At 45.9% G+C, this 24,350-nt stretch carries 25 protein-coding genes, 1 pseudogene and 1 riboswitch; of the genes and pseudogenes, 11 read left to right on the forward strand and 15 right to left on the reverse strand.

Annotation, left to right across the window (positions count from 1 at the left end; genetic code table 11):
• Positions 1–81 precede the first annotated feature (81 nt).
• The 3 genes from QMA39_RS05590 to QMA39_RS05600 form a co-directional block, all read right to left on the reverse strand.
• Positions 82–300, reverse strand: coding sequence for a PF20097 family protein (locus tag QMA39_RS05590; RefSeq protein WP_348646590.1), 219 nt, complete (start codon positions 298–300; stop codon positions 82–84).
• A 121-nt stretch (positions 301–421) separates the two neighbouring features.
• A complete protein-coding gene (locus QMA39_RS05595; protein ID WP_281658165.1) occupies positions 422–1,324 on the reverse strand; it encodes a DUF4367 domain-containing protein in 903 nt (300 codons plus the stop codon).
• Between the two features lie 145 nt (positions 1,325–1,469).
• Complete coding sequence (locus QMA39_RS05600; protein WP_281658166.1) at positions 1,470–2,891, reverse strand: sodium/glutamate symporter; 1,422 nt, start codon at positions 2,889–2,891, stop codon at positions 1,470–1,472.
• A gap of 459 nt (positions 2,892–3,350) precedes the next feature.
• Between QMA39_RS05600 and QMA39_RS05605 the strand changes: the two genes are divergently transcribed.
• Positions 3,351–3,677, forward strand: coding sequence for a hypothetical protein (locus QMA39_RS05605; protein WP_281658167.1), 327 nt, complete (start codon positions 3,351–3,353; stop codon positions 3,675–3,677).
• Positions 3,678–3,768: 91 nt separating this feature from the next.
• Here QMA39_RS05605 and QMA39_RS05610 read toward each other — a convergent pair whose 3' ends face one another.
• Positions 3,769–3,921, reverse strand: coding sequence for a hypothetical protein (locus QMA39_RS05610; RefSeq protein WP_281658168.1), 153 nt, complete (start codon positions 3,919–3,921; stop codon positions 3,769–3,771).
• A 570-nt stretch (positions 3,922–4,491) separates the two neighbouring features.
• A riboswitch (SAM riboswitch) is annotated at positions 4,492–4,596 on the forward strand.
• A 173-nt stretch (positions 4,597–4,769) separates the two neighbouring features.
• On the opposite strand from QMA39_RS05610, the gene QMA39_RS05615 reads away from it, so the two are divergent.
• Complete coding sequence (locus QMA39_RS05615) at positions 4,770–5,819, forward strand: homocysteine S-methyltransferase family protein (protein ID WP_206935859.1); 1,050 nt, start codon at positions 4,770–4,772, stop codon at positions 5,817–5,819.
• A gap of 221 nt (positions 5,820–6,040) precedes the next feature.
• Here QMA39_RS05615 and QMA39_RS05620 read toward each other — a convergent pair.
• Together QMA39_RS05620 and QMA39_RS05625 are read right to left on the reverse strand one after the other, a co-directional pair.
• Positions 6,041–6,205, reverse strand: a pseudogene (locus QMA39_RS05620) (IS5/IS1182 family transposase); the annotation flags it as partial.
• A gap of 294 nt (positions 6,206–6,499) precedes the next feature.
• On the reverse strand, positions 6,500–8,110 hold the full coding sequence (locus QMA39_RS05625) for an amidohydrolase (protein WP_281658169.1): 1,611 nt from the start codon (positions 8,108–8,110) through the stop codon (positions 6,500–6,502).
• 333 nt (positions 8,111–8,443) lie between these two features.
• Between QMA39_RS05625 and QMA39_RS05630 the strand changes: the two genes are divergently transcribed.
• Positions 8,444–9,364, forward strand: a complete 921-nt coding sequence (locus QMA39_RS05630; RefSeq protein WP_027954624.1) for a DMT family transporter — start codon at positions 8,444–8,446, stop codon at positions 9,362–9,364.
• Between the two features lie 103 nt (positions 9,365–9,467).
• On the opposite strand, the gene QMA39_RS05635 is transcribed toward QMA39_RS05630, so the two are convergent.
• A complete protein-coding gene (locus tag QMA39_RS05635; protein WP_027954625.1) occupies positions 9,468–10,244 on the reverse strand; it encodes a 3-hydroxybutyrate dehydrogenase in 777 nt (258 codons plus the stop codon).
• A 262-nt stretch (positions 10,245–10,506) separates the two neighbouring features.
• Between QMA39_RS05635 and QMA39_RS05640 the strand changes: the two genes are divergently transcribed.
• Entirely contained in the window at positions 10,507–11,787 is a 1,281-nt protein-coding gene (locus QMA39_RS05640) for a GntP family permease (protein WP_027954626.1), read from the forward strand.
• Between the two features lie 208 nt (positions 11,788–11,995).
• Here QMA39_RS05640 and QMA39_RS05645 read toward each other — a convergent pair whose 3' ends face one another.
• A complete protein-coding gene (locus QMA39_RS05645) occupies positions 11,996–12,157 on the reverse strand; it encodes a hypothetical protein (RefSeq protein WP_281658170.1) in 162 nt (53 codons plus the stop codon).
• 422 nt (positions 12,158–12,579) lie between these two features.
• On the opposite strand from QMA39_RS05645, the gene QMA39_RS05650 reads away from it, so the two are divergent.
• The gene (locus QMA39_RS05650) at positions 12,580–13,149 is read left to right on the forward strand and encodes a DJ-1/PfpI family protein (protein WP_281658171.1); all 570 of its coding nucleotides are present in this window, start codon (positions 12,580–12,582) and stop codon (positions 13,147–13,149) included.
• Between the two features lie 330 nt (positions 13,150–13,479).
• Here the strand turns inward: QMA39_RS05650 and QMA39_RS05655 are convergent, their stop codons facing one another.
• Positions 13,480–14,412 (reverse strand): oxidoreductase, encoded by a 933-nt coding sequence (locus QMA39_RS05655; protein ID WP_206935876.1) that lies wholly within the window; start codon positions 14,410–14,412, stop codon positions 13,480–13,482.
• 234 nt (positions 14,413–14,646) lie between these two features.
• Positions 14,647–16,020: a hypothetical protein gene (locus QMA39_RS05660; protein WP_035531390.1), complete on the reverse strand. Its 1,374-nt coding sequence runs from the start codon at positions 16,018–16,020 to the stop codon at positions 14,647–14,649.
• 57 nt (positions 16,021–16,077) lie between these two features.
• Here QMA39_RS05660 and QMA39_RS05665 point away from each other — a divergent pair, with 57 nt between their 5' ends.
• Positions 16,078–17,472: a hypothetical protein gene (locus QMA39_RS05665; RefSeq protein WP_281658172.1), complete on the forward strand. Its 1,395-nt coding sequence runs from the start codon at positions 16,078–16,080 to the stop codon at positions 17,470–17,472.
• Between the two features lie 47 nt (positions 17,473–17,519).
• Here the strand turns inward: QMA39_RS05665 and QMA39_RS05670 are convergent, their stop codons facing one another.
• Positions 17,520–18,287: an anti-sigma factor gene (locus tag QMA39_RS05670; protein WP_281658173.1), complete on the reverse strand. Its 768-nt coding sequence runs from the start codon at positions 18,285–18,287 to the stop codon at positions 17,520–17,522.
• The gene (locus QMA39_RS05675) at positions 18,277–18,846 is read right to left on the reverse strand and encodes a sigma-70 family RNA polymerase sigma factor (protein ID WP_206935880.1); all 570 of its coding nucleotides are present in this window, start codon (positions 18,844–18,846) and stop codon (positions 18,277–18,279) included. Before QMA39_RS05675 ends, QMA39_RS05670 begins: the two co-directional genes overlap by 11 nt.
• Positions 18,847–19,064: 218 nt before the next feature.
• Here QMA39_RS05675 and QMA39_RS05680 point away from each other — a divergent pair, with 218 nt between their 5' ends.
• Positions 19,065–19,154 (forward strand): YjcZ family sporulation protein, encoded by a 90-nt coding sequence (locus QMA39_RS05680; RefSeq protein ID WP_035531392.1) that lies wholly within the window; start codon positions 19,065–19,067, stop codon positions 19,152–19,154.
• A 39-nt stretch (positions 19,155–19,193) separates the two neighbouring features.
• Here the strand turns inward: QMA39_RS05680 and QMA39_RS05685 are convergent, their stop codons facing one another.
• Positions 19,194–19,658, reverse strand: a complete 465-nt coding sequence (locus QMA39_RS05685; RefSeq protein ID WP_281658174.1) for a hypothetical protein — start codon at positions 19,656–19,658, stop codon at positions 19,194–19,196.
• A gap of 169 nt (positions 19,659–19,827) precedes the next feature.
• Here QMA39_RS05685 and QMA39_RS05690 point away from each other — a divergent pair, with 169 nt between their 5' ends.
• Complete coding sequence (locus QMA39_RS05690; protein WP_281658175.1) at positions 19,828–20,736, forward strand: alpha/beta hydrolase; 909 nt, start codon at positions 19,828–19,830, stop codon at positions 20,734–20,736.
• A 27-nt stretch (positions 20,737–20,763) separates the two neighbouring features.
• Here the strand turns inward: QMA39_RS05690 and QMA39_RS05695 are convergent, their stop codons facing one another.
• Together QMA39_RS05695 and QMA39_RS05700 are read right to left on the reverse strand one after the other, a co-directional pair.
• On the reverse strand, positions 20,764–21,384 hold the full coding sequence (locus QMA39_RS05695) for a LysE family translocator (protein WP_281658176.1): 621 nt from the start codon (positions 21,382–21,384) through the stop codon (positions 20,764–20,766).
• Between the two features lie 5 nt (positions 21,385–21,389).
• A complete protein-coding gene (locus QMA39_RS05700) occupies positions 21,390–21,794 on the reverse strand; it encodes a VOC family protein (RefSeq protein WP_281658177.1) in 405 nt (134 codons plus the stop codon).
• A 165-nt stretch (positions 21,795–21,959) separates the two neighbouring features.
• On the opposite strand from QMA39_RS05700, the gene QMA39_RS05705 reads away from it, so the two are divergent.
• From QMA39_RS05705 to QMA39_RS05715, 3 genes are all read left to right on the forward strand, one after another.
• Positions 21,960–23,066 carry a PfkB family carbohydrate kinase gene (locus QMA39_RS05705; protein WP_281658178.1) on the forward strand — a complete coding sequence of 369 codons (1,107 nt, stop codon included), beginning with the start codon at positions 21,960–21,962 and terminating at the stop codon, positions 23,064–23,066.
• Positions 23,063–23,995 carry a pseudouridine-5'-phosphate glycosidase gene (locus QMA39_RS05710; protein WP_281658179.1) on the forward strand — a complete coding sequence of 311 codons (933 nt, stop codon included), beginning with the start codon at positions 23,063–23,065 and terminating at the stop codon, positions 23,993–23,995. The genes QMA39_RS05705 and QMA39_RS05710 overlap by 4 nt, the downstream gene beginning before the upstream one ends.
• 142 nt (positions 23,996–24,137) lie before the next feature.
• Positions 24,138–24,323, forward strand: a complete 186-nt coding sequence (locus tag QMA39_RS05715) for a hypothetical protein (protein WP_027954642.1) — start codon at positions 24,138–24,140, stop codon at positions 24,321–24,323.
• Positions 24,324–24,350: the final 27 nt, after the last annotated feature.

The raw sequence follows: 24,350 nt of genomic DNA on the forward strand, positions 1-24,350 counted from the left end.
AAGACTGCGTCGATCCAAGGTTCCTTCCTTTACACCTCTTTCTCAGGATGACTTTTTAAAATCCGTTCATCTCCATCATTTCTACTGCTCATATCCGAATATCACCTTTTGACAGACTTCACACCTGTGAGCTGGAATCTTCCTTACTTTAAGAAGAGCACTTTCTACCAGAACCTCACTGCCAAAATCCATAACCATCGAATCAGGCGATTCTGACCAGCAAATCTTCCGCGGAGAGAATATGTACCCCGCTTTGAGTTTACGGCCACAGTCAGGGCATAGCATGATGTCCTTGTTCATTTTTTCAGCACCACCTCTTTAATGCTTGGAAGGGAACAGCGTACTCTTGTGGTTATAAAACGCTTTAACCTCCACATAAATAGACATGAGCGTTATAAAAAGATCAGGATGCACCTTCCACTTATTCAAAAGACTCCGCTACTAAAACGAGGGTACCTATAGATAACTGCTCCAGACGACTTTCGAGTTTATAGGTGATAGAATCTGCCGTCCATTTCAAATATTTTGTGTTGTTATCCACGGCATACTTTCCTGTCCCATCACCAACCGCAACCTCTTCCGTTTCCATGCCCTCCAATGAAAGGCCTCCCTCTTTCATCGTGGTCAATGTCATGGATTCTCCTGACTCACCATGAAAAATAAACGTTAAAAGAGTATCTTTATCTTCCTTCGTTCCAGCTTTTATTTCGACACCATCCACCTCATAAGGCATCACTCGAGGGAATTGGGGCTGAAACGATTCATCAGAAGAACGGGTCTCCAGACTTGAATGGTCATACTCATATAATCCTTCCGATGTTTTTTCTACGGTATCAAGAGCATGACTCAATGCCTGGCCCTCCGTAAAATAGATCCGAGTGATTTCCCCATCTTCATTTGTGTTTACTCTCCCACGAACATCAGCCGTTTCGCCATTATCTACATTCACCTGGTAATCAAAAATATAACCTGTTTCAACGTCGCTTTGCTGGATGTCTTTATTTTCCACTCCCATCTTCACTTCGCTGCTGTACGCTTGTTGGTGATACCTTGTAAGCAGATTCGTCTGCATCGCCTGATCCATATAATCCTCCGTTAAATAGGGTGCGAACTGCTCCGTATAATAGGCATGAACCTTTTCATAACTGCCTTCTTCATACAACTCCTTAACCTCTTCTCCCGGTCCTGTGAACAGCTGCGTGAGCACTTTCGATACATCATCTTTCGTTGTGTTATTTTCTTCATGGTCCAAAGAAGACTGTGAAGATGTGCATCCTGCAGTAAAAAAAAGAACAGCAAAGACAATGGAAACCTTTTTGATCATGAAACAACCTCCACCTCTCCTTCTTTCCTGACTCTACGAACACCAGGGGCATCCAGTTTCAAAATTTAGTAAATGATTCCTTATTTTAGAACGTATCAAACGTTGTCGACGAAAAAAAGAAGCTGCGTTTAAGCAGCTTCCTTGTCTACTCTTGGTTCTTTTGTTTCCCAAAATGGAAAATGCCGACCAATATACCCAGGGCCGTCATGCATAAAGAGAGAATAAGTCCTGCCCACGGACCGACCCCGGCAATGAATGGGACAGAAAGTGCGGTGACGAGGCCACCTCCTAAAAATGGTTCATAAACGAGCTGCTTATAGCCGAAAGCTTCAAATGCCGGGGACTCGTTGTCCGGATCGACGATACGCATCAATAGAAGGCCCGTTGCCGTCACACCCATGGATTGACCAAAATCTCCGATTCCACGTTCAAACCAGTAATTTGGAATGATCTTGGGAGCAAGGAAAATAAAGCTGAAGAGGTTCCATGAAATCCCGGCCACAGCCAAAATTAAGAAAGGCACAAGATAGTCTCCGATCACTTCCAGGGAAACCGTTGCGATGGCTGAGATAATTAACAAGTCGAGAGCCAGCCCCTGGATGCGGTTCACCATTCTCCGATCAATCAAGTTGTACTTATCATTTTTGTTAAAGAAAATCTGAATGATAATGCCGCCGAACATAGCAACCGGAAACAATGGAATGTATGTCATGAAGCTCGATCCTGTCCAATTGGCAATCGTAATGCTTTCAAGTCCGATCAGTCCCTGTAAAATACCCCAGCCGATCAGAATGGCGACCATAATGATGGAGAGGTGGAAGGATAACGGCTCGATGGATTCAGGGCGGAGCGTCATTTTCCCGGCAGGTTCACGATTCTGATATTCCATGATCCCACTCTTCCGCAGTTCAGAAAATCCATGAGCATCTTTGATGACCTCGGTCTTGTTGTTCCGGACCGCCCAGTTAATCAGAATAATACCGAAGATGACACCTGATAAAACACCCACGGTGGCCAGGCCGATCGCTAAATCGAAGGCTTCTGAAAAACCAAGCTCTTCGAATGTACTTGCCATTCCCGCAGCTGTACCGTGTCCTCCTTCAAAAGCCACTTCAATAAGAGCACCGGCCATCGCTGGAATATCGAAAAACGGTGTAAGAATCAGCAGTACCACTAACAAGCCGATTACATACTGTCCCCACCCTACGGCCCAGCCGAAAGCAAGCTGTGGGCCGCCGTATGTCCAGACATCTTTCAATTTAGGCATAGCCGCTCCCAAGAAGAGAGAAGCAAAAACTACGTTAATCATTAACCCTGGAAGGGCTGACCAAACCTGGATAATCGTATCTGTCATAATCCCGTTCGTTAAGAAATGCCCTTCTGATACAAATAGAGATGCAATTTTACCAAGCACCTGCGGCCCTAATAATAAAGCAATAAAGCCGCCGATAATTGATGCCGGCAAAAAGAGATCCTGAAATATTTTCACTTTTACTCTGATAATCTTCCCGATGATAAGAAATACACCAATGTATAATAGCGCAAAACCTATTTGTTCCGGACTCATTATCCCTTCACCCCGCTGTTATTTTGACTTCAATCCATTTCATGAATAACCTTTTCCCCCGATTCCCGCTGAAAAATGAGTTTTAAACACTTATATAAAAAGAAAGACTTTTCAATTATTTCCCTTGAATAGTCTTTCTTTCCTATCTCTCCTATCATAGATCCCAACCTATCCCCGCCATGGAAGCCATCCTCTGTCCGGAACCTGAGCCGAATAGAAAACGAAATAAACCTCGATCTTGGTTACCTCCCGCAAAGAACGAAGTTTACGTTTCATAATCTAATGGGGCATGCTTCACCTACATGTATAACTCGGGCTATCGCAATTCCACTTGCCATAGTAAAAATAATAGAAGATCCATCTTCTTCTCTATCTTTTTAGAGACTGTGATATACATCTATACCATAGTTCATATCCTGTCATAGAATGAACTATCTTGATGTTTAGGAGGTGTATAGTATGAACCATAAACCGTGTAAAAAGGATTGTCATTCCGATGTGGATGTGATCACATGCAGCTGCTGTGTTACTGGACTAGCTAATGTCATCTCCAGCCGTTTCCGCTGCGGAGATACGATAGGAATCACTTTTTTCGTAGAAGAAGGAGCAGGGATTTTTGTCGGCAGGTATCGAGGACTGGAAGACTATGTTCTTGAAATTGATGATCTCCTTGTACCTGGGACAACCAGTTTCATTCCTCTATGTGATGTAGGAAGTGTCGAAAAAGGACTTCCACTGCAGGAGGAGCCTATGCAGATCACAAAGGTTAACAAGACGGCGGAGTAAACGAATGGATCGACCCTTGTCATTGAACGAAGAAAAGGGAGACACTTTTATAGTGCTCCCTTTTTTTCGTGTGATGTATTATGAAATCCTTTCATTCGTCCTGATGCATCAGTGGCTCCAGTTCAGCTAATAAGCGAGTGGCTTGGAATGCTTTGTCATGCTCCCCTCCTATCCCACCTTGAGAATTCACTTTCATCACTTCAATTGAATCTATTTCTCCAAAGTTACCATTAATTTGTAACACCTGTGTCGAAATCCTTATACCATCCTTCCAAGGTTCTTTCTGAGCAAATGTCTAAATGCTTAAGTGGAGGATAAAGGAGATCTCATCCGTCGTTATATCAGGTGTACGCCTCATCCCTCCCGTCTTCTCTTAAATCACTGCCCCTGAGCTCAACCCAGCGGTTACACAGTCAATTCCCCAGTCTGCCAAGGTTCATAAAGCATAAACGTAAACGTTCATTCTACTAATCTCCACTCATTACTCACTTCCTAACTCAATCCTTAAGACGAAAAACCATTCCGGTTAAAATGGAGCCCTTGCCTATTTACTATTCCATTAGAAACTTCTTTCATCGACTACGAATTGGCTTGTAAAAAGTTTCATAATGAAGAATATCCATCCATCTATAAGTCTATGGTCATTTTCCCATCATCGTCGAAACGGCGCAGCCTTCTTCTTCACGATTTTTTAATACCGGTAGATTTTTTCCGAAAATTCTATTGATTCTCACTATATTTTCCTGTATTGTAAAACGCAAGCGAAAGGATAAACGTTGATCAAACGGATCAGCTGCTTTAAAAACTACATACGAACTTATCCAGAGAGGTGTAGGGACTGGCCCTTTGATACCTCAGCAACCAGCCATTGGCACGGTGCTAAATCCAGAAGGCAGTCTTACTGCCTTGAAGATAAGGAGTCTTAGATAAATAGAAGGCCCCCTTATCAAAGGAGGTCTTTTTTTAATGGAAATATACACCACCTCTTCTGTTGAAAAGATCTCCCTCATAAACTGCGAGTCAGCATATTCCTGTAGAAGGATGAGCTTTCTAATATATTTGATCAATACTAAATGGAGAGGTTGTTGTGAAATGAAACGATCATTAGAGCAGAGGTTACAAGATGGACCCGTCATTTGTGGAGAAGGTTACTTGTTTGAACTGGAGCGACGCGGCTATTTACAAGCTGGATCCTTCGTACCGGAAGTAGCGCTGGATAACCCAGAGGCACTCAAACAGACCTATCGCGACTATATGCTTGCTGGCTCCGACGTTGTTTTAGCTTTCACCTACAATGGTCACCGTGAAAAAATGAGGATCATTGGCAAAGAGGATCTTTTAGAACCGCTGAACCGCCAGGCGGTTCGTCTGGCTAAAGAGGTGGCTCAAGAGCATCCAGAGGAAGAAGCTCTTGTCGCTGGGAACGTTTCCAATACCAACCTGTTCAATCCGGATGATCCTGAATCTGTTGAGAAAACAAGGAGCATGTTCGCAGAGATGATCGGATGGTGTAAAGAGGAAGGTGTAGATTTTGTTAACGGTGAAACCTTCTACTACTATGAAGAAGCTCTTATTGCTCTTGAAGAAATTCAAAAGCAGGACCTCCCTGCTGTCATCACCTTCGGTCTTATGGGTGAAAATGTTCTGCGGGACGGTTATGAAGTTGAAGAAGCCTGCCGTTTGCTGGAAGAAAAAGGGGCGCTTGTTGTAGGTATGAACTGTTTCCGCGGTCCGGCAACGATGCAGCCGTACGTAGAGAAAATCCGCAGCACCGTGGACGGTTATGTAGGGGCCCTTCCAATCCCTTACCGGACAACGGAGGAGCACCCTACTTTCTTCAACCTGCCGGACGGTGGCTGTGCCTGCACCCTTCCAACGGAAACAACGTTCCCAACATCACTTGACCCACTCTACACGAACCGCTATGAATTGGCGGAATGGGCTAAGGAAGCCCATAGTATCGGTGTGAACTACCTGGGGCTCTGCTGTGGAGCGTCTCCGGCTATGCTTCGCGAAGTAGCCGAAACCGTCGGACGTACAGCAGTAAACTCTACGTACTCTCCGGATATGAAGAAACATTTCTTATTCGGCAGTGATGACACCCTTCAGGATCACATGACATCTTATAAAACGAAAGCTTAAGCAAAAAAACCGCCTGTTCTACTTGGACAGGCGGCAGCTTGTAGAGAAACCTCTGTTTCTTTACAAGCTTTTTTCTTTCTTGCCGCCAGGAGCGAAAGCCCCTTCCCTTTCCGCGGACGAGCGGACGAGCGCCCGAGCTTCCTCGCAAAACCCACGCTCGGCGATCTCGGACCACTCGTTCTTCCGCAGGAGTGGAAGGGGCACCGCTCCTTGGGCGTTCTTTAACATCGAAAAAGACTCTCCTTCACCCAGCTCACCTTTGCTGGATGGAGAAGAGTCTTTGTCATATTCCGGCAGCCAGCCGTCATCAGCGCCTGTTCTTTCTCTTTTTCTTTTCCACGCAAGCGGCCATAGCGCAGCCCATGCCGTTCTTTTGAATCTGCGAACCTGCTTAGTGCACAATCTCTCTCCTCTATATTCTAACGTCGGCACGAGGAGCGTTCGGTGGTGACGCCTGTGGGAACAGCGCGAGCCAAAGATCCACTTGGTCCAATGGTTTTCTTGACCAAGTCAGGTGAGGCCGCCGTGCCCGCGGCAAGCATCCACCGATAAGCGGAACGTGTCCCCTCAACACGACATGCGGAGAACTCTAGCTGGATAACAGCCTGACGCCTTTCCCACCTGGACAGGCGGCTTTATTCAAACGAAAACGGCAAGGCTCACAAAGCATATGGATTCCCTTACTTTTCTTCCCTCTTGTATAAGGTGCGTCCTTCCTTAATTGTTTCTACAATCTGTATTTCCTTGATCTGAATGGGGTCTACTTGGAACGGGCTCTGATCAAGGATGACCAAATCAGCTAGCTTCCCTGCCTGAAGGCTTCCTTTTGTCTCTTCTTCTCCATATTGATAGGCGGCATGAATCGTAACGGCTTGAAGAGCTTCCCTTACAGAAACGCGTTGGTCCACCCCTATCGTTACACCTGACCTCGTTTTTCGATTCACCGCACTCCAAATGGTGTGAAGCATATCCGGCTTAATGACGGGGGCATCCTGGTGAAAATTGACAGGAAGACCTTTATCTATGGCTGATTTAGCCGGACTGATCCGGTTTCCCCGCTCTTCCCCGAGGTTTCTCAAGTGGACATCTCCCCAGTAATACGTATGATCAACAAACATAGAGGGAATCATCCCGATTTCTTTCATTACATCCAATTGATCGTCACGAACGGTCTGACAGTGGATCATAACAGGTCTCCTTGCTTTTGTTTCAGGTTGTTCTGTTTCTGCCAGAGAGGCTTTATAGCTTCTCAGCAATTGATCGGCTGCTGCATCTCCATTACAGTGGGTTAACAATTGGACATTGTCTTGCACCGCCTGTTTTGTAAACTGCTTCACCTGCTCATCACTGTACCAGGCACTGCCTCTATACGTTTCCTCTCCTTCATATGGTTCCGTAAGCCAGGCTGTTTTTCCCTGGGGAGACCCGTCCAAAAACATTTTGTATCCACCGAGTTTGAAGCGTTTATGATACTGTTTCGCATAAAGAGGATTTGATGTAAAAATCTCATTCGGATTTGTGTCCATGAGCGGGTAGGATACCACATCAATGAGCAGCCTTTCCTCTTCAGCTAAAGCTTTACACAACTCGACGAATTGCAGAGAGGCGGCTCCATCCTGGACAGTCGTTATCCCATTTCGTATATAAACGTCCTGACCTTCTTCCACCAGCTTCAAATAATCAAGTTCCATTCCTTTTTGTAAATACGGCTGAATCAACGAAAGACTTGTTTCCTCCACATATCCGTTTGGTTCCATACTGTCTGCCATTCGACCAATGGTTCCACCTTCGACTTCCTCCGTTCGGGAATCTACACCTGCCATTTGTAAAAGAGCGTCGTTGGCACAGCCCATATGAGCCGACGCATGAAAGACAAATACCGGTTGATCTGTAACTTGGTTCAGGATTTCCTTGGTAGGATGCTGCCCCTCCTCCAGGATAGTATGATCGTATCCAAACCCAATGATCACTTCACCTTGTCCATCCTCCTGCTGCTTTATGTATTGTCTGAGCGCGCGCTTTACATCTTCAAAATTTTCGCAGCCGCTCAAATCTGCCATTCGGGAAACCGGACCTACAAAAGAGATGTGTCCGTGAGGGTCAATAAATGAAGGCATTAACGTTTTCCCTTTCAAATCCACTTTTTCCACCTCTAATGGATGTGCTTCCTTCTCGATTTCCTGAAGCGCGCCCTTACGTTTAATCCATCCATCCTCGATCAAGATCGATTCGACAATCGAACTTTCCTCTTCCATAGTATGAATATTTCCTCCGTAGTAAATCGTCTGCATGGTCATGTCTCCTCTCATAGTCAGGTCATGTGAGAAGGGATCTAATGGTTTGATGTCCATTTTTTCCCTTAATTAATGAAGAGGACAGTATAACATGAGGAAAAAATGACCAAAAAGAGACTTTACACCGGGTCCCTTGCTCCTACTCTTTTATGTTCCCCACTCATTCATCATCCATAGATTCACTTACAAAAACCCTGGTGTAGGTCTCGGCAATCTTTACATCATTGTCCATACAGATGCCGTTTTTTTAGAAAAGAAGGAACAGAATCTATCCAATCCTTCCAGATTCTGATAGCATTCCATATATCAAATCGTATGGAGGAAGTCACTATGAGTCAAAAGTCTGCTCTTTTTTCAATCGGTACAGGCGCCGCTTTATGGGGGATCATCGGTTTTTACGTCACTTACTTGTACAATATCGGATTCACCCCGGCCCAAGTCGTATCGCTCCGGGTTTTATCAGCCAGCCTGCTTCTGGGATTTTACCTATTATCAAAAGACCGCCGCCTCTTTAAAATAAAAGCAGGTGACAGCCGATACTTTATCGGAACCGGGATCATCAGTATCGTCCTCTTTAACTGGTGCTTGTTCAGTGCGATTGAGGAAACGTCTATTTCTGTAGCATCCATCCTTCTCTACACAGCCCCGGCGTTTGTCACGATACTTTCAAGACTGATTTTTAAAGAATCGTTGACGGTGCGCAAAGTATCTGCTCTTTTGATTACTTTTCTTGGCTGTGCACTCGTCGTTGGCATCGTTCCACATTCGGAACAGTCCATTTCCATGTATGGCTTGATACTAGGACTTGGGTCAGGATTATTTTATGCCTTATACAGCATTTTCGGTAAGTTTGCCCTTGTGCACTACGATTCACTGACCGTCACCTTTTATACATTTGTATTCGCATCGATCGCTATCGTCCCATTCAGCGGCCTTTGGAATGAGGCTTCTTTATTTTCAACCGTATCCACATGGCTCTATGTACTGGGGCTGGGGCTCTTATCTACGATGCTTCCGTTTATTTTATACACGAAAGGTTTGAGCTTCATAGAATCGAGCAAGGCCTCCATTATCGCTACCATTGAGCCTGTGGTTGCGACACTTATGGGTTTTCTCGTTTTTCAGGAGCAGTTGACGCTTTGGCAGTACTCAGGAGTCGGCCTCGTCATTACGGCTGTCATTGTGGTACAGGATTCGAAGAAAAACACCCGTTCCATCAACCCGGAAAAGGAGAGAGCAGCAGCCAATTAGCCGGGAAGGCCTCTTTGCTTCAACCTATTTCCACAAAAAAGGAACCGTTCATTTCATGAAATGAACGGTTCCTTTTTTTGTGATTCTACTCATTTTCTCCTACTTACTGAGCTGTGTACCCGCCATCAATAAGAACGGTTTGACCAGTAACACTCTTCGCCTTATCACTGGCAAGGAACATAGAGTAGTCTGCAATTTCCTCTACTTGAAGCAGGCGTTTTTGAGGAACTAGTGGATAAATAACTTCCTCCAACACCTTTTCCAGTTCTACACCGCGGGATTTGGCAAGATCCTTCAATTGACCACGTACAAGTGGTGTATCTACATACCCAGGGGCTACGGCGTTTACTGTAATGCCGTGTTCTGCACCTTCAAGGGCACTCACTTTCGTCAATCCGATGACACCATGCTTCGCACTATTGTAAGCGGCTTTACCAGAGAATCCGATGACTCCGTTAATGGAAGCCATGTTCAGGATACGTCCCTGTCCCTGTTCCTTCATGATTGGGAAGACAGCCTTCGTTGCGATGAATGGTGCTGTCAGCATAATGTCCTGCATCAGCTTGAATTTTTCTGTTGGGAATTCTTCAAGAGGAGATACGTGCTGAAGCCCTGCGTTATTGATAAGTACGTCAATGCGGCCATAGGTTTCAACCGTTTTGTTAATAGCGGCATTGATTTCGTCTTCACTCGTGACATCCGCTTTTACACCAATAGCTGTTAAATTCTGCTCGGTCAGCGATTTGGCCGCCTCTTGTACACCTTCTTCGTTAATATCAGACAAGACGACTTTCGCGCCGTTCTCTGCAAAAACTTTTCCGATTTGATACCCGATACCCTGGGCCGCTCCTGTAATAAATACAACTTTGTTTTCAACCATGTCTATCAACCTCTCTCATGTATGTTCTTGATGAGCTGCTGCTTTTAACTCAAATTCGATTGTACCCAAAAACTTTTTCCATTTCATGCATTACGAATTATACGGAATATTCGTTTTTCCCCGAAAAATGCATGAATTCTCTATCTTTCTATTTCTATTGATTACTATAAAGCGTGAGAGTAAGATATTTCTTGTTGCAAAAATATTGTCGAGTTTTGTCAAACATCATTCTATTAAAACGAATACCAAAGGAGGTTATCCCATGTTTGCTATCATAATTGGACTTGTTTCTTTAATGATTATGGCGTATTTAGGCTGGTCCATTCTATGGATTGCCCCAATTGCTGCTTCCATCGTAGCGATTCTATCAGGCATGAATATTCTGGACGCGTTCACGTCTGACTTCATGAGTGGATTTGCTTCATTTGCCAGAGACTTCTTCCCGATCTTTCTGTTTGGTGCTGTCTTCGGAAAACTGATGGAAGTTACAGGAAGTGCCCGCAAAGTAGCCAGCTTTTTATCAAGAATTGTCGGAAAAGAGCGGGCGATTTTAGGGGTCCTTTTAGGTGCTGCCATCCTTACTTACGGCGGTGTGAGCCTGTTTGTTGTCGTCTTTGTTATGTACCCTCTGGCTCTTAACTTGTTCAGAGAGGCCGATATCAGCCGGAAAGTGATTCCGGGTACGATTGTGCTTGGTGCATTCACCTTTACGATGACAGCTCTGCCCGGTACAGCTCAGGTCCAGAACTATATTCCTACCGAATACTTTAATACAACGATGATGGCCGCGCCGATCATCGGTATTGTCACTGGATTGATTATGGCTGTCGGCGGATACTTTTATCTTTCCTACCGCGCAAATAAACTGACCAAAGCAGGAGAAGGCTTTACTGAACCGAAGAACAAAGTGGGGACGGAAAGTTCCGGGAACGATCCCAGCGTCTTTTTATCCTTCCTGCCATTACTTTGTGTAGTCCTGTTGATTAACATCTTCAACGTAGAAATGCTGATTGCTTTATTCATCGGAATTATTCTAACGATTATCTTGAATTGGAAAGCATTTCACGAGTTCATCACAGCATTGAATGATGGAGCCAAAGGTGCTGTAACTGCCGTCGTGAATACAGGTGCAGCCGTAGGATTCGGAGCAGTTGTTCAGGCTTCCCCTGCTTTTCCAGCGATTAAAGAAGCGCTATTGAACATCAAAGGTGGACTTGTCATCTCTGATGCATTAGCCACACAGGTGCTTGCGATGATTACCGGCTCCGCATCCGGCGGAATGAATATTACTTTGAATGCTCTTGGCTCTGATTACTATCAGCAGGCGATGGAGATGGGAATGAACCCGGAAATCCTTCACCGGATTACAGCCATCGCTTCCGGAGCCTCCATTCTTCCGCATAACGGTGCCCTTCTGACCGTATTTGCGATTACAGGCTTAACCCATAAAGATTCCTATAAAGATATCTTCATCGTTGCTCTGCTCATTCCTTTTGTGGCAACAGTAGTAGGAATTTTGATGTCCTATATCGGAATTGTATAAAACAGACTGAGAAGACCATATTCCTTTATCTGTGAAAGAATTCCTAAAAAAAAGCAGGACCCGTCGTCTATTATTTCGGCGGGTCCTGCTTGCTTTCTATCCATGGTGTTTTTTCCAAGCGAGACGGCTCCTGTTCAACGTCCGCTCGTATTGATGGTGCCGGTCCTGTAATGACGGTGGGAAAGCCGTCCCATCAACGGAGTGCTTTTTACCAACAGAAATCATAAGGGTGCAGAGGCGGTTCGGCTTGATCGATCCAGGGAGAGGCCAATTCTGAGTCATTCCAGCCCCATGCGGCAAGAGCAGCTGCGCAGGCGGCCAGCGTATGGACAAGATCCAATGATTCTTCCGGAATACGGAGCATATTCATTTGACCTCTCAACCAATCCAGCACTTCTTTTGGAACAGAGCAATCATAGTCGGAGTTATAATAGAAGAGGAGCGCCCTCGTTTTTCTGTGAGAAACTGCCGTAAAGAACGGTCTCTCATCCTGTCTCCGCCCTAATAAGCGAATAGCGCATCAATTCCGATCACGATCTGCTGCTCCGATACATCAAGATGAACGGATGGCTTCAACAGGAATCTGGCTGAACATCAGCTGCATCCTCTTCTCTTTTGTCATTGTCTATTTCTAAGTTCCTGTTATTTTTGGAGGGTTACTGTACTAACAACCTGAATCAGGGGCTCTGCTTTGTGCAGGGCCTCTGTTTTATTCTTTTGGAAAACGGATTACAAATCATGGAATAAGGGAATGGACGTACTGTATTTGATTCATGACAAGGAGGGTATGGAATGACTGCAAAGAAAGTGCTGATTATTACTGGAGATGCTGTTGAAGCCCTGGAAGTGTACTACCCTTATTTCCGCTGCCTGGAGGAAGGTTTCCAAGTTGACATTGCCGCCCCTCATCAAAAGAAACTGAATACCGTCATCCACGATTTCGAGGATTGGGAAACGTATACGGAAAAGCCTGGATACTTAATTGAAGCTGGAATCGCCTTTGCTGATGTGACACCGGAAAATTATGATGCCCTGATCATCCCTGGTGGACGCTCGCCGGAACACATCCGCATGAACGAAGAAATTCCGGGTATTGTCCGACACTTTTTTGAAAACGATAAGCCGGTTGCCGTCATGTGCCACGGCAGCCTTGTCCTGACAACGGTCCCTGATGTGGTCCGGGGAAGGAAGATGACTGCTTACTCAGCCTGTCAGCCGGAGGTGGAGAGTATTGGAGCCGAATATATGAATGAAATGGATTATGTTGATGGTAATCTCGTATCCGGACATGCCTGGCCGGATCTCCCGAACATCATGAAAGAGTTCGTGAAGCAGGTAAAAGAAACAACCGTTCATACGTAAGTACAAAAAGGACACCCTTAAAAAGGTGTCCTTTTTGATAGATTCACGCTTTGTCTGCCTCTAAGTATGAAAGAACATTTCCAATAGAAACGGTTCGTATACAACGGATTGTGATTGAGCTGCCGTGGAGCGATCGGCGCCTGTGGGAACAGTGCGAGCCGAAAATCCATTAGGTCAAGTGACTTTTCACGGCTGGTTAGCTGAGGCCGTGCCTGGGTCAGGCTTCCGCCGATAAGCGGAACATGAATATCCATAAAAAAGGGACAGCTCCACGGAGAAACAAGTGCTTTTTCTACAGTCCAGGGACACCGTCAAAAGGTGTCCCTTTTATTATTTCGTGACTGGGAAAGAAATTCCGGTAAGACGCTCAGATTCTGCCCAAAGTTCCTCCGCATCCACCACATCGAGGGTTTCCGTCTTCGGTTTCACCACAACAGGATCTCCTTTCATCTCCATAAATCCTGAAGGTCCAAGATAACGGCCGCCCTCAAGGTCCGGATCAGTAGCTGCGCGGATCCCTGGAAGTGCCCCTTCATAGGCACTCTGGGTGACACGTTTCAACACACCACTCAGAGCTTTGTATAAGAAGCGGTCTTCAATATGACGGGCGAGATCTGTCTGTGCTCCCCCGGGGTGGGCCCCCAGCGATTTAATGGACAGTCCAGCCTGATCGATCCTTCGCTGCAGTTCAAAGGCAAATAGTAAATTAGCAAACTTTGAGCGGCTGTATGATTTCATAGGGGTATATCCTTTCCCCTGTTCAAACATAAGGTTTTCAAAGTTCACAGAGCCCGATTTGTGGGCATTGCTGCTGATTGTCACAACCCTGGAGCCATCAGTAGCGGCTAACCGTTCAAATAAGCGGGCCGTTAAAGCAAAGTGACCCAGGTGGTTGGTTCCGAACTGAAGCTCGAACCCATTCTTCGTTTTGCCATAAGGCGTTGTCATTACCCCGGCATTATTCATCAATATATCAAGGCGGTCATATTTTCCCTTGAATTGTTCTGCAAAGGAAGCGACAGAATCCAGATCTGCTAAATCCAGTTCCATCACGTCTACGATGATATCCGCCTTTTTTCTCTTTAGTAGATCGGCAGCTTCTTCTCCACGTTTCTTAGAACGTGAAGCCATAATAACTGTGGCCCCTTTTTCACCGAGGACTTTGACTGCTTCCAGACCCAGCCCTCCATTCCCACCTGTCACAACTACGACTTTTCCTTCCATGGATGGTATCGATGGAACGGACCATTCTGTTACGTTCATGATTTCATCTCCTCCTGTGTGTTCATCTTTCATTTGCAGCTGCCTTTACGAGAAAGGTTCCTACTATAAATCATAAGACAAAGTTCATATAGAAGAAAAGAAAACGCCTTGATTATCAAAAAATTCTAACTACATCCAAAAAAAGGCGGCGTCCATATCAGACACCACCTTTTAAAACCCTCTATAGAAAACAATGGCGGGGTGAGAACACCCCGTCATTGGAAACCGTTCTTTTTATGCTTGATCCTGCTTACGGCGGAAGCCGATGAAGGCAGCTAGAACAGCCATACCCATGGAAGCAAAGGCGATCATCCAGGCATTCAGCCCGCCATCTTCACTCGTACCGCCCATGCCGGTTTTCGGCATTTCAGATGGCATGTCGCTGGCAAACATATCAGGATTCTGCTGTACAATGGCTCCGGATAACCCTTCTCCTACGCCGTACATATGGCCGTAAGCTTCACGTACCTGCTCATATGCCATTTCGTAGTCACCGTTCACATAGTTATCAAACGCTCCAGTAAGCTGCTGCACGTGCATCTGCAGACCTTCTGCTGTATTTTCAGCCATCAATTTACCTTCGGTCGCTGTATCAAGGAATTTGGAGAATTCCTGTCTGTACCCATCAAGAGCTTTCAATGCTTCTTCTTTCGCCTGCTCATCATCATTTCCTGTTGCTTTTACATAATCAACAAAGTAGCCGATGTGCTCGGACCACATCTCTTCAAACTGTGCACCCGCTTCTTCCCCGTAAACAGAGGATATAGCTGCTGATAGATCTTCTGTATTATGACTCAAAGCTTCGGCAGCTTCTTCAAAGTCCTCCGCTCCGTCGCCGCCTTTCTGCATAGCCAGAACTGCCAAGGCCGCATGTTCAGAAAGGAGATGGTTCAAATCAGCACGGAGATCGGCCGCAGGTGTGGCCGGCGTTGTATTTTCAAACTTCTCCGGGAACTGGTCTGTAATGGCGGTGGATAAACCTTTTCCAACACCGTACATATGCTCGATGCTCATACGGAGATTTTCGTAAGCTTCATCAAAATCGCCTTCCTCGTAGCTGTCAAAAGCTCCAACTAGTTGATCTACGTGCATTTGAAGCCCTTCAGCCAAGGCAGAGGCTTCTAATCTCTCTCCTGTCGCTGATTCCATAAAGGATGAGAAGTCCTGTCTGTAGTCGTCAAGATTATCAAGGGCTGTCTGACGTCCTTCTTCATCATCTTCCGCTGTTGCTTTTACATAATCCACGAAATAACCAATGTGTTCGGACCATAGGTCTTCAAACTGGCTGCCGGCTTCTTCCCCGTAGACAGATCCGACAGCACCGGATAGGTCCTTCGTATTCGCCTGCAGGGCAGCGGCTGCCTGTTCAAAGTCTTCTCCGCCTTCTAATCCTTTCTGCATGGTTACAACAGCCAGATAGGCATGTTCAGAAAGATAATGATCCAATGTCGCACGAAGATCGGCGGCTGGCGTAGACACCGTTACTTTGTCCATTTTTTCATGGTCGCCATGATGGTCGGCAAATGCCGGGCTTGCTGTAGGTATTAATAGAGCTGCTGACAGCGGAAGCGCTGCAAAAGTCTTCTTCCAATTTACTTTGTGTGTCATTGATTCATCCACTCCTCTTTGAATTGGTTTCATACAGCTAACGAGAGGAGATGACATATGGATCACTATTTCTATTATTTTTTTGGGAAACTTGTCACGCATCTCCGAAATAACGTCTATAAAGCCCTCTATGACAGAGAACTCGGTATGTTTTCTATTTACTTATTCCATTTCATCTGGCCTGTCACCCTGCCGGAGCAGAGGCAGGCGCATATACTATTCCTAGGACATTTTCATAACCTGGAGGTTACTATTAATATGGATAATATAAACAACCCTGTGCAGCCTGGAAAAATTAAATCGGGAAACTTGTGGGTGTTGGATGACTTTAATCCGGAGCTGATTTTAAATGATATCCTCCGGCTGAACTTAAACACTGTGAATGTACCGATACGTGTGGACATTCCCAGCCGTACATCATTAACCATGACGATCAATGAAGCTCAAAAACAAAAAGCGGTCGAATTGATTGAGGTTTTGACAGGTAAAGGGATTCAAGTGATGCTGGAGCCGTTCCCATTCATCCAAGGAGGGCAGTTCGGGGAAACCGAATGGAACCCCGCAGATAAAAAGCGATGGTTTATGTTGTGGCAGACGACGGTGCTTAATCCATTAATTAACACCATCGCCATCCCCTACCAAGTCTGGGGTTTGAATATTGCCTCCAACCTCGTCAACTTTGAATCAATGGAAGCCGAATGGGATGCAATGATCGAGGAAACCAGGCGCCAATTCGGAGGTAATGTCGTATTCCGTACAAACTGGTGGTATACAGCATCCTGGAGTCCACAGACACAGCAGGCCTTCACAACAAAAATCAACCGCTCTTATTGGAAACTCGTTGATTTCATATCCATTGATGCCTGGTTTGAACTGAACAACCAGGCCGTTCCATCTGTCGAACAAATTAAATCTTCCATGACTTCCACAGAGGTTTACAACAGGAAGCAGAATGTTCTGCAGGAAATTCAGCGGTTCCATGAAGTAACCGGAAAAGATATTTACTTTGGCGGGTTTAACATTCCAGCACTTGAATATGGATTGAAGTTTCCTTGGAACGAAGCCGTTTCTCCTGTTAAATCCCCCGCCGTTCAAGCGAATGGCTGGACTGCCTACAAAGAAATGCTGGAGGACCTTTCCTATTTTCTCGGCTTCTCCGTATGGGTCATCGGAAATAACGATCCGGAATATTCGTACAGAGTAGAGCCTGAAACCGCCCTGGTCATCCATGACTGGTATTATGATGACACATGCTCGGAAAAGGAGTTAGAAGAGCTGCGTAAGGAATTGGAGACGCTTCAAGGAGAGATGAACCACCTTCAGGAACAGATTGAGGAGCTTGAGCTTGAGCGGGGACAATGGCTTGTAAGAGAAGGAGAATTAATAAACCGGATAGAAGACCAGCAACAGATCTTAAATGAAATTAAGAGATTAATCGACAACGGGGCCTGATCTAATCAAAAAAAGCTTTCCGTCTTTGGACGGAAAGCTCTTTTCTATTAAAGTCCGGCTTGGAGAATAATCTCTCCCTGCGGGGTTTGGTTGCCTGTCTGTGGTTCCTTCGTAATGGCGACGGCGTCCCACGATTTTTCTTCATTAATCGTAAACGCTACTCCACCACTGCCGGTATCATTCGTTGTAAAAGCACCAGCCGGTTCTGGTGTCTCTCCTTCAATCAGCCATACTTGATACACTTCGCCTGATTCCAGGTTTTCCAGGTTCTGCGTTTGTACGAGAAGTTCCTGTTTAGTTTCCCGATTTAATAACGTAGCTGTTCCAGCAGCATTGGTCCCTTCAGCAGAAGCCAGTTCTGTCTGCTGAAGCGGTGAAGCTGTACCGGATTCGCTGTCCTCCAGTTCGGAAAGAGCTGTTTGGATTTCTGTAAGACTTGATTCCAACTGTTCATTTTCTGTGGCCAGATCGGACACTTCAAGTCCCGTATACACATTCATACCAATGGAAAGAAGCAGTCCTGCAGCCAGTACACCTGACCAGGCTTTCCACTTCACAGGTCTCTTCGTACGGACAGGTGCGGTGTCTTCCTCCTCATTGGAGAAGACTTCGTCCAATACCCTCTGCTTCATACCTGCTGGCGGTTCCGTCTGCTCCATATACGTCGGCAGATCCCCCATCAAATCTTCCATTTCCTTCAGTTCTTCCTGACACCGGGGGCATTCGGATAAGTGTTTTTCAAATTGCTTCCGCTCAATATCTGATAATTGATCATTTATATAATCCAGGATGTGGTCACATGGTTTATCGTTCATAAACGATCCCCCCTTCTTTCTCAAGGTGCTCTCTCAATTTCTTCAGCGCCAGCCGGACACGTCCTTTGACGGTACCGAGGGGAATATCACATTTTTCCGCAATCTCTCTTTGAGACATCCCTTGAAAATAAAAGAGACAAATCATTCTTTGTTGTTCGTCCGGGAGCGTATGAACAGCTCGTCGAAGCTGATCCCGCTCCTCCTTATCTTCAATTTCCTGCTCAACACCCGGCAGGTCTTCATGAACAGAATCACGCTGATCCCATTCTACTTCCTGAACTTTTTTCTTTCTTATTAAATCAATGGAAGCATTTCTGGTGATCGTCAAAAGCCAGCTGGAGAACTTTCCCCGACCGCTGACATACTGACCTGCCCCTTTTCCTCTCCACAACTTCATAAATACATCCTGCATGACTTCCTCTGCCGCCTGCGAATCTTTCATCATCCGATAGGCAAAGGAGTACAACAGCTTTTCATAACGGTCGTAAAGAACTTCAAGGGCCTCTTTATCTTTCTGCCTGATTCGTTCATACAAATCCAAGTCTGTCGGTTGGGCCATTCAGAAATCTCCTTTAAATCCATAATGATACTAGTATATCTGTTTTTATCAAATCCTTCACGTTTTATATAGAATACGGAAGAAAACACATTTTGGATGTGTCTGAAGCAAAAAAATCCTCCACTCCGCAAAACGTGAAATTCACCATAACCCATGATGGATGCCTTTCCCAAACAAAAACCCCCCGCATAAACTAATTATGAACAGGGGGTGAGATCATGAGCTACGGATACGGAGCAGGCTTTGCGCTGATTGTTGTTTTGTTCATTCTCCTTATTATTGTTGGAGCTGCTTATGTTAAATACTAAAATGAAACGCCGGTCAGAGTGCTCCACTCTGACTCTTTTCTACTTTTCCGGAAATGCATGCAGGATCCTGTCCGAAAGATGGCTGACTCTTGCTCTGTTATAGCGCTGGATCATAATGAATGGCAGATTAAACAACAGTGCATACATAATCATGACCCACCCTGCCCATGGTGGGTTAAATAGAAAAAACAAGGGGGCTGGGAAAATCTGCATCCAGTGTGAGAGTTCCGACCTGGTCAGCTGCTCTCCCAGCTCATCATATGCATACACGTTTCTGATCGAAGCCGCCGTCTTTCCTCTACCTTTGTTCACCCACTTCCTCGCTTCCGGAAGCATCGTTTTCCATTTATGAATTCCGAAAGACCGGTAAATACGCCCACGACCTTCCCAGCTTTTCGTCCTTAACAATGGCTGCAGGAACCGAATGAAGGAAGCAGGTGCCATAGCTGTGATGCCGCTGACGGCTATATGGATGAACAACCACATAACTGCATTGAAGATCATCGATTCACCTTCTTTTATCCTTTTCCATATACATAATAATCAAGTCCTTATCACCTGGTGCTTCTCGGGCTTCGTTTTCCCCTTTTTCCAAAGGTGTATTCACCTCAGACGGTTTGATTAATGTTGGATATCTAAGGGAACACTACCCTAAAAAAAAGAGAGGTCTTTTATGTTTATCCAATGGATTGCTCATCTCCTGCGTATGCTTCCCAATAAAGCAGCACGCACGTCTACCATACAAAAACAGGAGGTAAAGAAGCGCGTCGATGTTTTAGTCGACACTTCAATTGCTCCAGTAGCTGTCACCTATTACGAACCGCTCCACTCTCCCTATAAAAAGCTGCCTGTTTATATAAACCTCCACGGCGGGGCCTTCATTATGTATAACAAAGAAATGGATGACCCTTACTGCCGGTACCTGGCCAATAGGACAGGTTGTGTGATCATCAACGTGGAATACGCCAAAGCGCCGGAGCATCCCTTCCCTGCTCCAATCATTCAGCTCTATGAAGTATTGGCCTGGATGAAAAGCCATGCAGAAGGGTTGAACATCGATCCTGACAAGTGGATGATTGGAGGACAGAGTTCCGGTGCCAACATCGCTGCCGCATTGTGTTTATACTTGAAGGATCAACAGGAGCCTCAGCCCCTCCTTCAAATTTTATCATGCGCCATGCTTGATTTTGCTACACCGTTTTCCGAAAAACCAGAACCAAATAAATGGCGCTCCAAATACCCTCAGTTCGCTCATTTCCTGAATCTGTGCTATGTCCCGGAACAAGGACAGGATGCCCATCCCTACGCATCGCCTGTTTATGCAGAGAATGTTCACGGTGCAGCTGAAACTGTCATAATTACAGCGGAATATGATGCCTTCAAACCTGAAGCGGAGAGGTATGCCAAAAATCTGAAAAAAGCAGGTGTCCCTGTCCATCACCACCTATTTGAAGACTGTTACCACCTGTTCACCCATCTTGGTCCCACCGAAGCGGCTACGGAGGCATGGGATACGATTGCTTCTCACATAAGGAAGGTCGCAGCCCATTCGGCTGCGCCTTTCAAGCAGATATCCTCATGAATAAATCCCCCTCCTTAAGGAGAGGGATTATTTTCCACTGATAACAATCTGCATGGCAATGAAACTGAAGATGAGGCCCTGTGCTTTTTGAAGCTTACCGGTCGAAATCCGGTGAAGCACGTTCTGTTGAATTTTTCCTGATAACACCGAGACCAGGAAGAAAACGAGAAAAGCCTGGGTGATAAAAATCAATCCGAGTAAAAGCATCTGTAAAGAAACACTCCCGCGGGACGGATCGGCGAAAGGAGGAAGAAGGGCGAGGAAGAATAACGATACCTTCGGATTGAGAAGGTTCATAAGGATCCCTTTCCTGTAAAGCTTTTGGTATTTTTCCGTAGTCCCCTGCGCTGCTCCATTCGCTGGTGCTCCACCCCGGAAGGATTGAAAAGCAAGAAAAAGCAGGTAAGCGGCTCCTGCATACTTCACGACCTCAAATGCGGCCGCTGACTGATAGATGACCGCTGATACCCCAAGGGCAGCGGCCGAAACGTGAACCACCAGCCCTGTGCACAACCCAAGAGACGTAACGATTCCCGCCTTCGCATGCTGAGCAAGACTTTGAGCAAGTACAAAAAGGATGTCAGGTCCCGGACTCAGGGTCAACAAAAGAGAAATGCCGATAAATGATAAAACAACAGAAACTTCCAAAGCGTTTACCTCCCCGCTCCAACTTCCCTTGTTTCATACAGTTCCAAAGGCAGCTGATCCGGGTCTTTAAAGAAAGTGAACCTCCTGCCGGTATATGGATCAACCCTCACCTCTTCTACACTCACCCCTTTTTCCTCCAGCTCTTGTTTAGAGTGCTCCACGTCCTCCACGGCAAAGGCAAGGTGTCTTAGACCTCTCGCTTCCGGAGCATCCGGCCGTTCTGGTGGTGATGGAAAGGAAAACAATTCAAGTTGACTTTCACCTGCCAGAAGATCGAGTTTATAAGACCCTCTTTCTTCCCGGTAGTTTTCTGCGATAATCGAAAAACCGAGAATATGTACATAAAAATGCTTTGAAATTTCATAATCTGAACAAATAATCGCTGCATGGTGTATCTGTTTCACGTGCATCCAATCCCTCCTTTTGTCTGATCTCTTTTACTATAACGGGACGACCAATCACCTGTCATCCTTCTCTCTGGTTTTTATTGACTTTTCCATGAAAGCGTTTTTATAATAGATCAAACAAATGTTTGACTATTCAAACATTTGTTCACAAAGGGGGACCTATGATAAATGGAAAAGTTGACCACACGTGAGCGTCAGGTGTACCAGCAGATTGTCAAAAACCCTTATATATCCCAGCAGACCCTCTCAGAAGCTCTTCAACTGTCCCGTTCCACTGTCGCGAATCTTATTTCCGGTCTCGTTCAGAAAAATGTCCTTCTCGGCCGCGCCTATGTGTTAAACAAGTCCAGACAGGTGCTCTGCATCGGTGGAGCCAATGTCGACCGGAAACTCCACACCTATGAGCCACTTCAAATGTACACATCCAACCCTGTTTATTCTCGTTCCAGTGCCGGAGGTGTTGCGAGAAACATCGCTGAAAACCTTGGAAGGCTGGGTTTTCACCCTTCGCTTATTACAGCATCCGGCATGGATGCTGACTGGGACATGATCGAAAAAGCCTCCCGTCCCTTTATGAATCTGGAAGGTACTCTTCATCTCCCTCACGCCACCACAGGTACATACACAGCATTGATGAATCCTCAGGGGGAATTGCTTACTGCGCTCGCGGATATGGAGGTTTTCGAGGCGATTCTTCCTCCCCTTGTTATGAAAAGTGAAATAAAGATGAGGCAGTCGGAATGTATGGTTGCTGACCTCAACTGTCCAAAAGAGACGTTGGAACTCCTGCTTCGGATGAGCCGCAGTTTCTCTGTCCCCCTTGCGTTTGTTACCGTCTCTGCCCCTAAGATGAAGCGCCTGCCCGAAAATCTGCACGGACTTACGTGGCTGATGACCAATATTGAAGAAACCGAAGCCCAATTCGATATGTCCATTGACTCCAAAGAAAAATGGTACCTCGCCGCAGGTTTATGGCTGGAGATGGGCATCGAAAAAGTGACCATTACCTCCGGAAAGGACGGCGTCGTCGTTGGAGAGAAGGAAGGAGATATCCATCACTTCCCTTCTTTTTCAACAGGGGATGTCAACGATGTGACCGGTGCGGGAGATGCTTTCTGCGCCGGGGTTTTATACGGATGGATGGAAGGCATGGAACTTCAGGAAATTATAAAAACGGGGATGATGAATGCAGTAAAGTGTATTCAGTCCCCCTACACGGTCCGGCAGGATTTGACACCGTCCCTGCTGACCCAGGATGTGGAGGAATTTGTATGAACCCTTATGTAGACATCTCAAAAGAAGTGGCTTACGCTCTGGCAGAAAACCTCCCCGTAGTCGCTCTTGAATCGACCATCATCTCACACGGGATGCCCTATCCTCACAATTTACAAACGGCGGAGGAAGTGGCTGCCATTATCCGGGAGCATGGCGCAGTACCAGCCACAACAGCCATTATGGATGGAAAAATTAAAGTGGGGCTGACAAAAGAAGAATTAACGAGACTTGCCTCTGAAAAAGAAGTGATCAAAGCTTCCCGCAAAGATATTGCGTACCTGGCTGCTTCAGGAAAAACAGGTGCGACTACCGTGGCGGGGACGATGTTCTGCGCCGGCCTTGCCGGTATCCCCGTTTTTGTCACAGGCGGCATCGGCGGCGTCCACCGGGGCGCCGAGTCCACGATGGATATTTCAGCGGACCTTGAGGAACTGGCACAGACGAACGTGGCCGTTATATGTGCCGGTGCCAAATCCATTCTCGATCTCGGCCTGACGCTGGAATATCTGGAGACGAAAGGGGTTCCTGTCCTAAGCTATCAAACAGACCAGCTTCCTGCCTTTTTCTCAAGATCGAGCACTTTTTCCTCCAACTATCAAGTCAATCATCCGGAGGAAATTGCCGCAGTGATCGACACCAAATGGTCGCTTGGCCTTGACGGTGGCCTGGTCATTGCCAATCCTATTCCTGAACACAGCGCACTGGAAGAATCCTACATGAACCAGATGATCGACGAAGCTTTACAAGAGGCCGGCAAACAAAATATTACACAGAAGGACGTTACCCCCTTCCTCCTTGATTTTATCCACAAGGCGACACAAGGGAAAAGTCTCCAGGCGAACATTGCGTTAATCAAATCCAATGCGGCCTTAGGAGCAGAAATAGCCGCTGCCTATCAAAAACAAAGACAAACCGTCCAATCGATATAGCTCTTATATCAAAATGATGACATTCCCCTGTGTTTTTTTACAAATAATGGGCCGGATGCCCTGTTTCCTGTCAGACAGCACTAGACCATCTGAAAACCGGGAATAGTAGAATACAAGTCATAAAACCCCGAGGAGGATGATTATGTTGTGGCTGCTGCTCGGCATTCTGGCTGTAGTTATTGCTGTGTCAATTTATTTTGATCAAAAAAGAAGAAAACGTATGAAGCGGGAGACTCAGTCTGAGGACACCCACCGGTTAAAGGAAACCTACTATATCGATGGAGCCGGAAGAAAATCATCAGATCCAAAGTACAATAAACAGTTGTAAACACAGAAAAGGACAGGGGAGCTCCCT

This window comes from Halobacillus sp. Cin3, from assembly GCF_947311855.1.
In the GTDB taxonomy this organism is placed as follows: Bacteria; Bacillota; Bacilli; order Bacillales; family Halobacillaceae; genus Halobacillus; species Halobacillus kuroshimensis.

Bases quoted from the DNA above. Each gene is read 5' to 3' on its own strand.
- QMA39_RS05600 (WP_281658166.1), bottom strand. From the start codon at position 2,891: ATGAGTCCGGAACAAATAGGTTTTGCGCTATTATACATTGGTGTATTT.
- QMA39_RS05640 (WP_027954626.1), top strand. From the start codon at position 10,507: ATGTTTGCTATCATAATTGGACTTGTTTCTTTAATGATTATGGCGTAT.
- QMA39_RS05665 (WP_281658172.1), top strand. From the start codon at position 16,078: ATGGATCACTATTTCTATTATTTTTTTGGGAAACTTGTCACGCATCTC.
- QMA39_RS05680 (WP_035531392.1), top strand. From the start codon at position 19,065: ATGAGCTACGGATACGGAGCAGGCTTTGCGCTGATTGTTGTTTTGTTC.
- QMA39_RS05605 (WP_281658167.1), top strand. From the start codon at position 3,351: ATGAACCATAAACCGTGTAAAAAGGATTGTCATTCCGATGTGGATGTG.
- QMA39_RS05715 (WP_027954642.1), top strand. From the start codon at position 24,138: ATGTTGTGGCTGCTGCTCGGCATTCTGGCTGTAGTTATTGCTGTGTCA.
- QMA39_RS05625 (WP_281658169.1), bottom strand. From the start codon at position 8,110: ATGCAGACGATTTACTACGGAGGAAATATTCATACTATGGAAGAGGAA.
- QMA39_RS05635 (WP_027954625.1), bottom strand. From the start codon at position 10,244: ATGGTTGAAAACAAAGTTGTATTTATTACAGGAGCGGCCCAGGGTATC.
- QMA39_RS05710 (WP_281658179.1), top strand. From the start codon at position 23,063: ATGAACCCTTATGTAGACATCTCAAAAGAAGTGGCTTACGCTCTGGCA.
- QMA39_RS05590 (WP_348646590.1), bottom strand. From the start codon at position 300: ATGAACAAGGACATCATGCTATGCCCTGACTGTGGCCGTAAACTCAAA.
- QMA39_RS05660 (WP_035531390.1), bottom strand. From the start codon at position 16,020: ATGACACACAAAGTAAATTGGAAGAAGACTTTTGCAGCGCTTCCGCTG.
- QMA39_RS05645 (WP_281658170.1), bottom strand. From the start codon at position 12,157: ATGAATATGCTCCGTATTCCGGAAGAATCATTGGATCTTGTCCATACG.
- QMA39_RS05705 (WP_281658178.1), top strand. From the start codon at position 21,960: ATGGAAAAGTTGACCACACGTGAGCGTCAGGTGTACCAGCAGATTGTC.
- QMA39_RS05685 (WP_281658174.1), bottom strand. From the start codon at position 19,658: ATGATCTTCAATGCAGTTATGTGGTTGTTCATCCATATAGCCGTCAGC.
- QMA39_RS05650 (WP_281658171.1), top strand. From the start codon at position 12,580: ATGACTGCAAAGAAAGTGCTGATTATTACTGGAGATGCTGTTGAAGCC.
- QMA39_RS05655 (WP_206935876.1), bottom strand. From the start codon at position 14,412: ATGAACGTAACAGAATGGTCCGTTCCATCGATACCATCCATGGAAGGA.
- QMA39_RS05670 (WP_281658173.1), bottom strand. From the start codon at position 18,287: ATGAACGATAAACCATGTGACCACATCCTGGATTATATAAATGATCAA.
- QMA39_RS05615 (WP_206935859.1), top strand. From the start codon at position 4,770: ATGAAACGATCATTAGAGCAGAGGTTACAAGATGGACCCGTCATTTGT.
- QMA39_RS05595 (WP_281658165.1), bottom strand. From the start codon at position 1,324: ATGATCAAAAAGGTTTCCATTGTCTTTGCTGTTCTTTTTTTTACTGCA.
- QMA39_RS05700 (WP_281658177.1), bottom strand. From the start codon at position 21,794: ATGCACGTGAAACAGATACACCATGCAGCGATTATTTGTTCAGATTAT.
- QMA39_RS05690 (WP_281658175.1), top strand. From the start codon at position 19,828: ATGTTTATCCAATGGATTGCTCATCTCCTGCGTATGCTTCCCAATAAA.
- QMA39_RS05675 (WP_206935880.1), bottom strand. From the start codon at position 18,846: ATGGCCCAACCGACAGACTTGGATTTGTATGAACGAATCAGGCAGAAA.
- QMA39_RS05630 (WP_027954624.1), top strand. From the start codon at position 8,444: ATGAGTCAAAAGTCTGCTCTTTTTTCAATCGGTACAGGCGCCGCTTTA.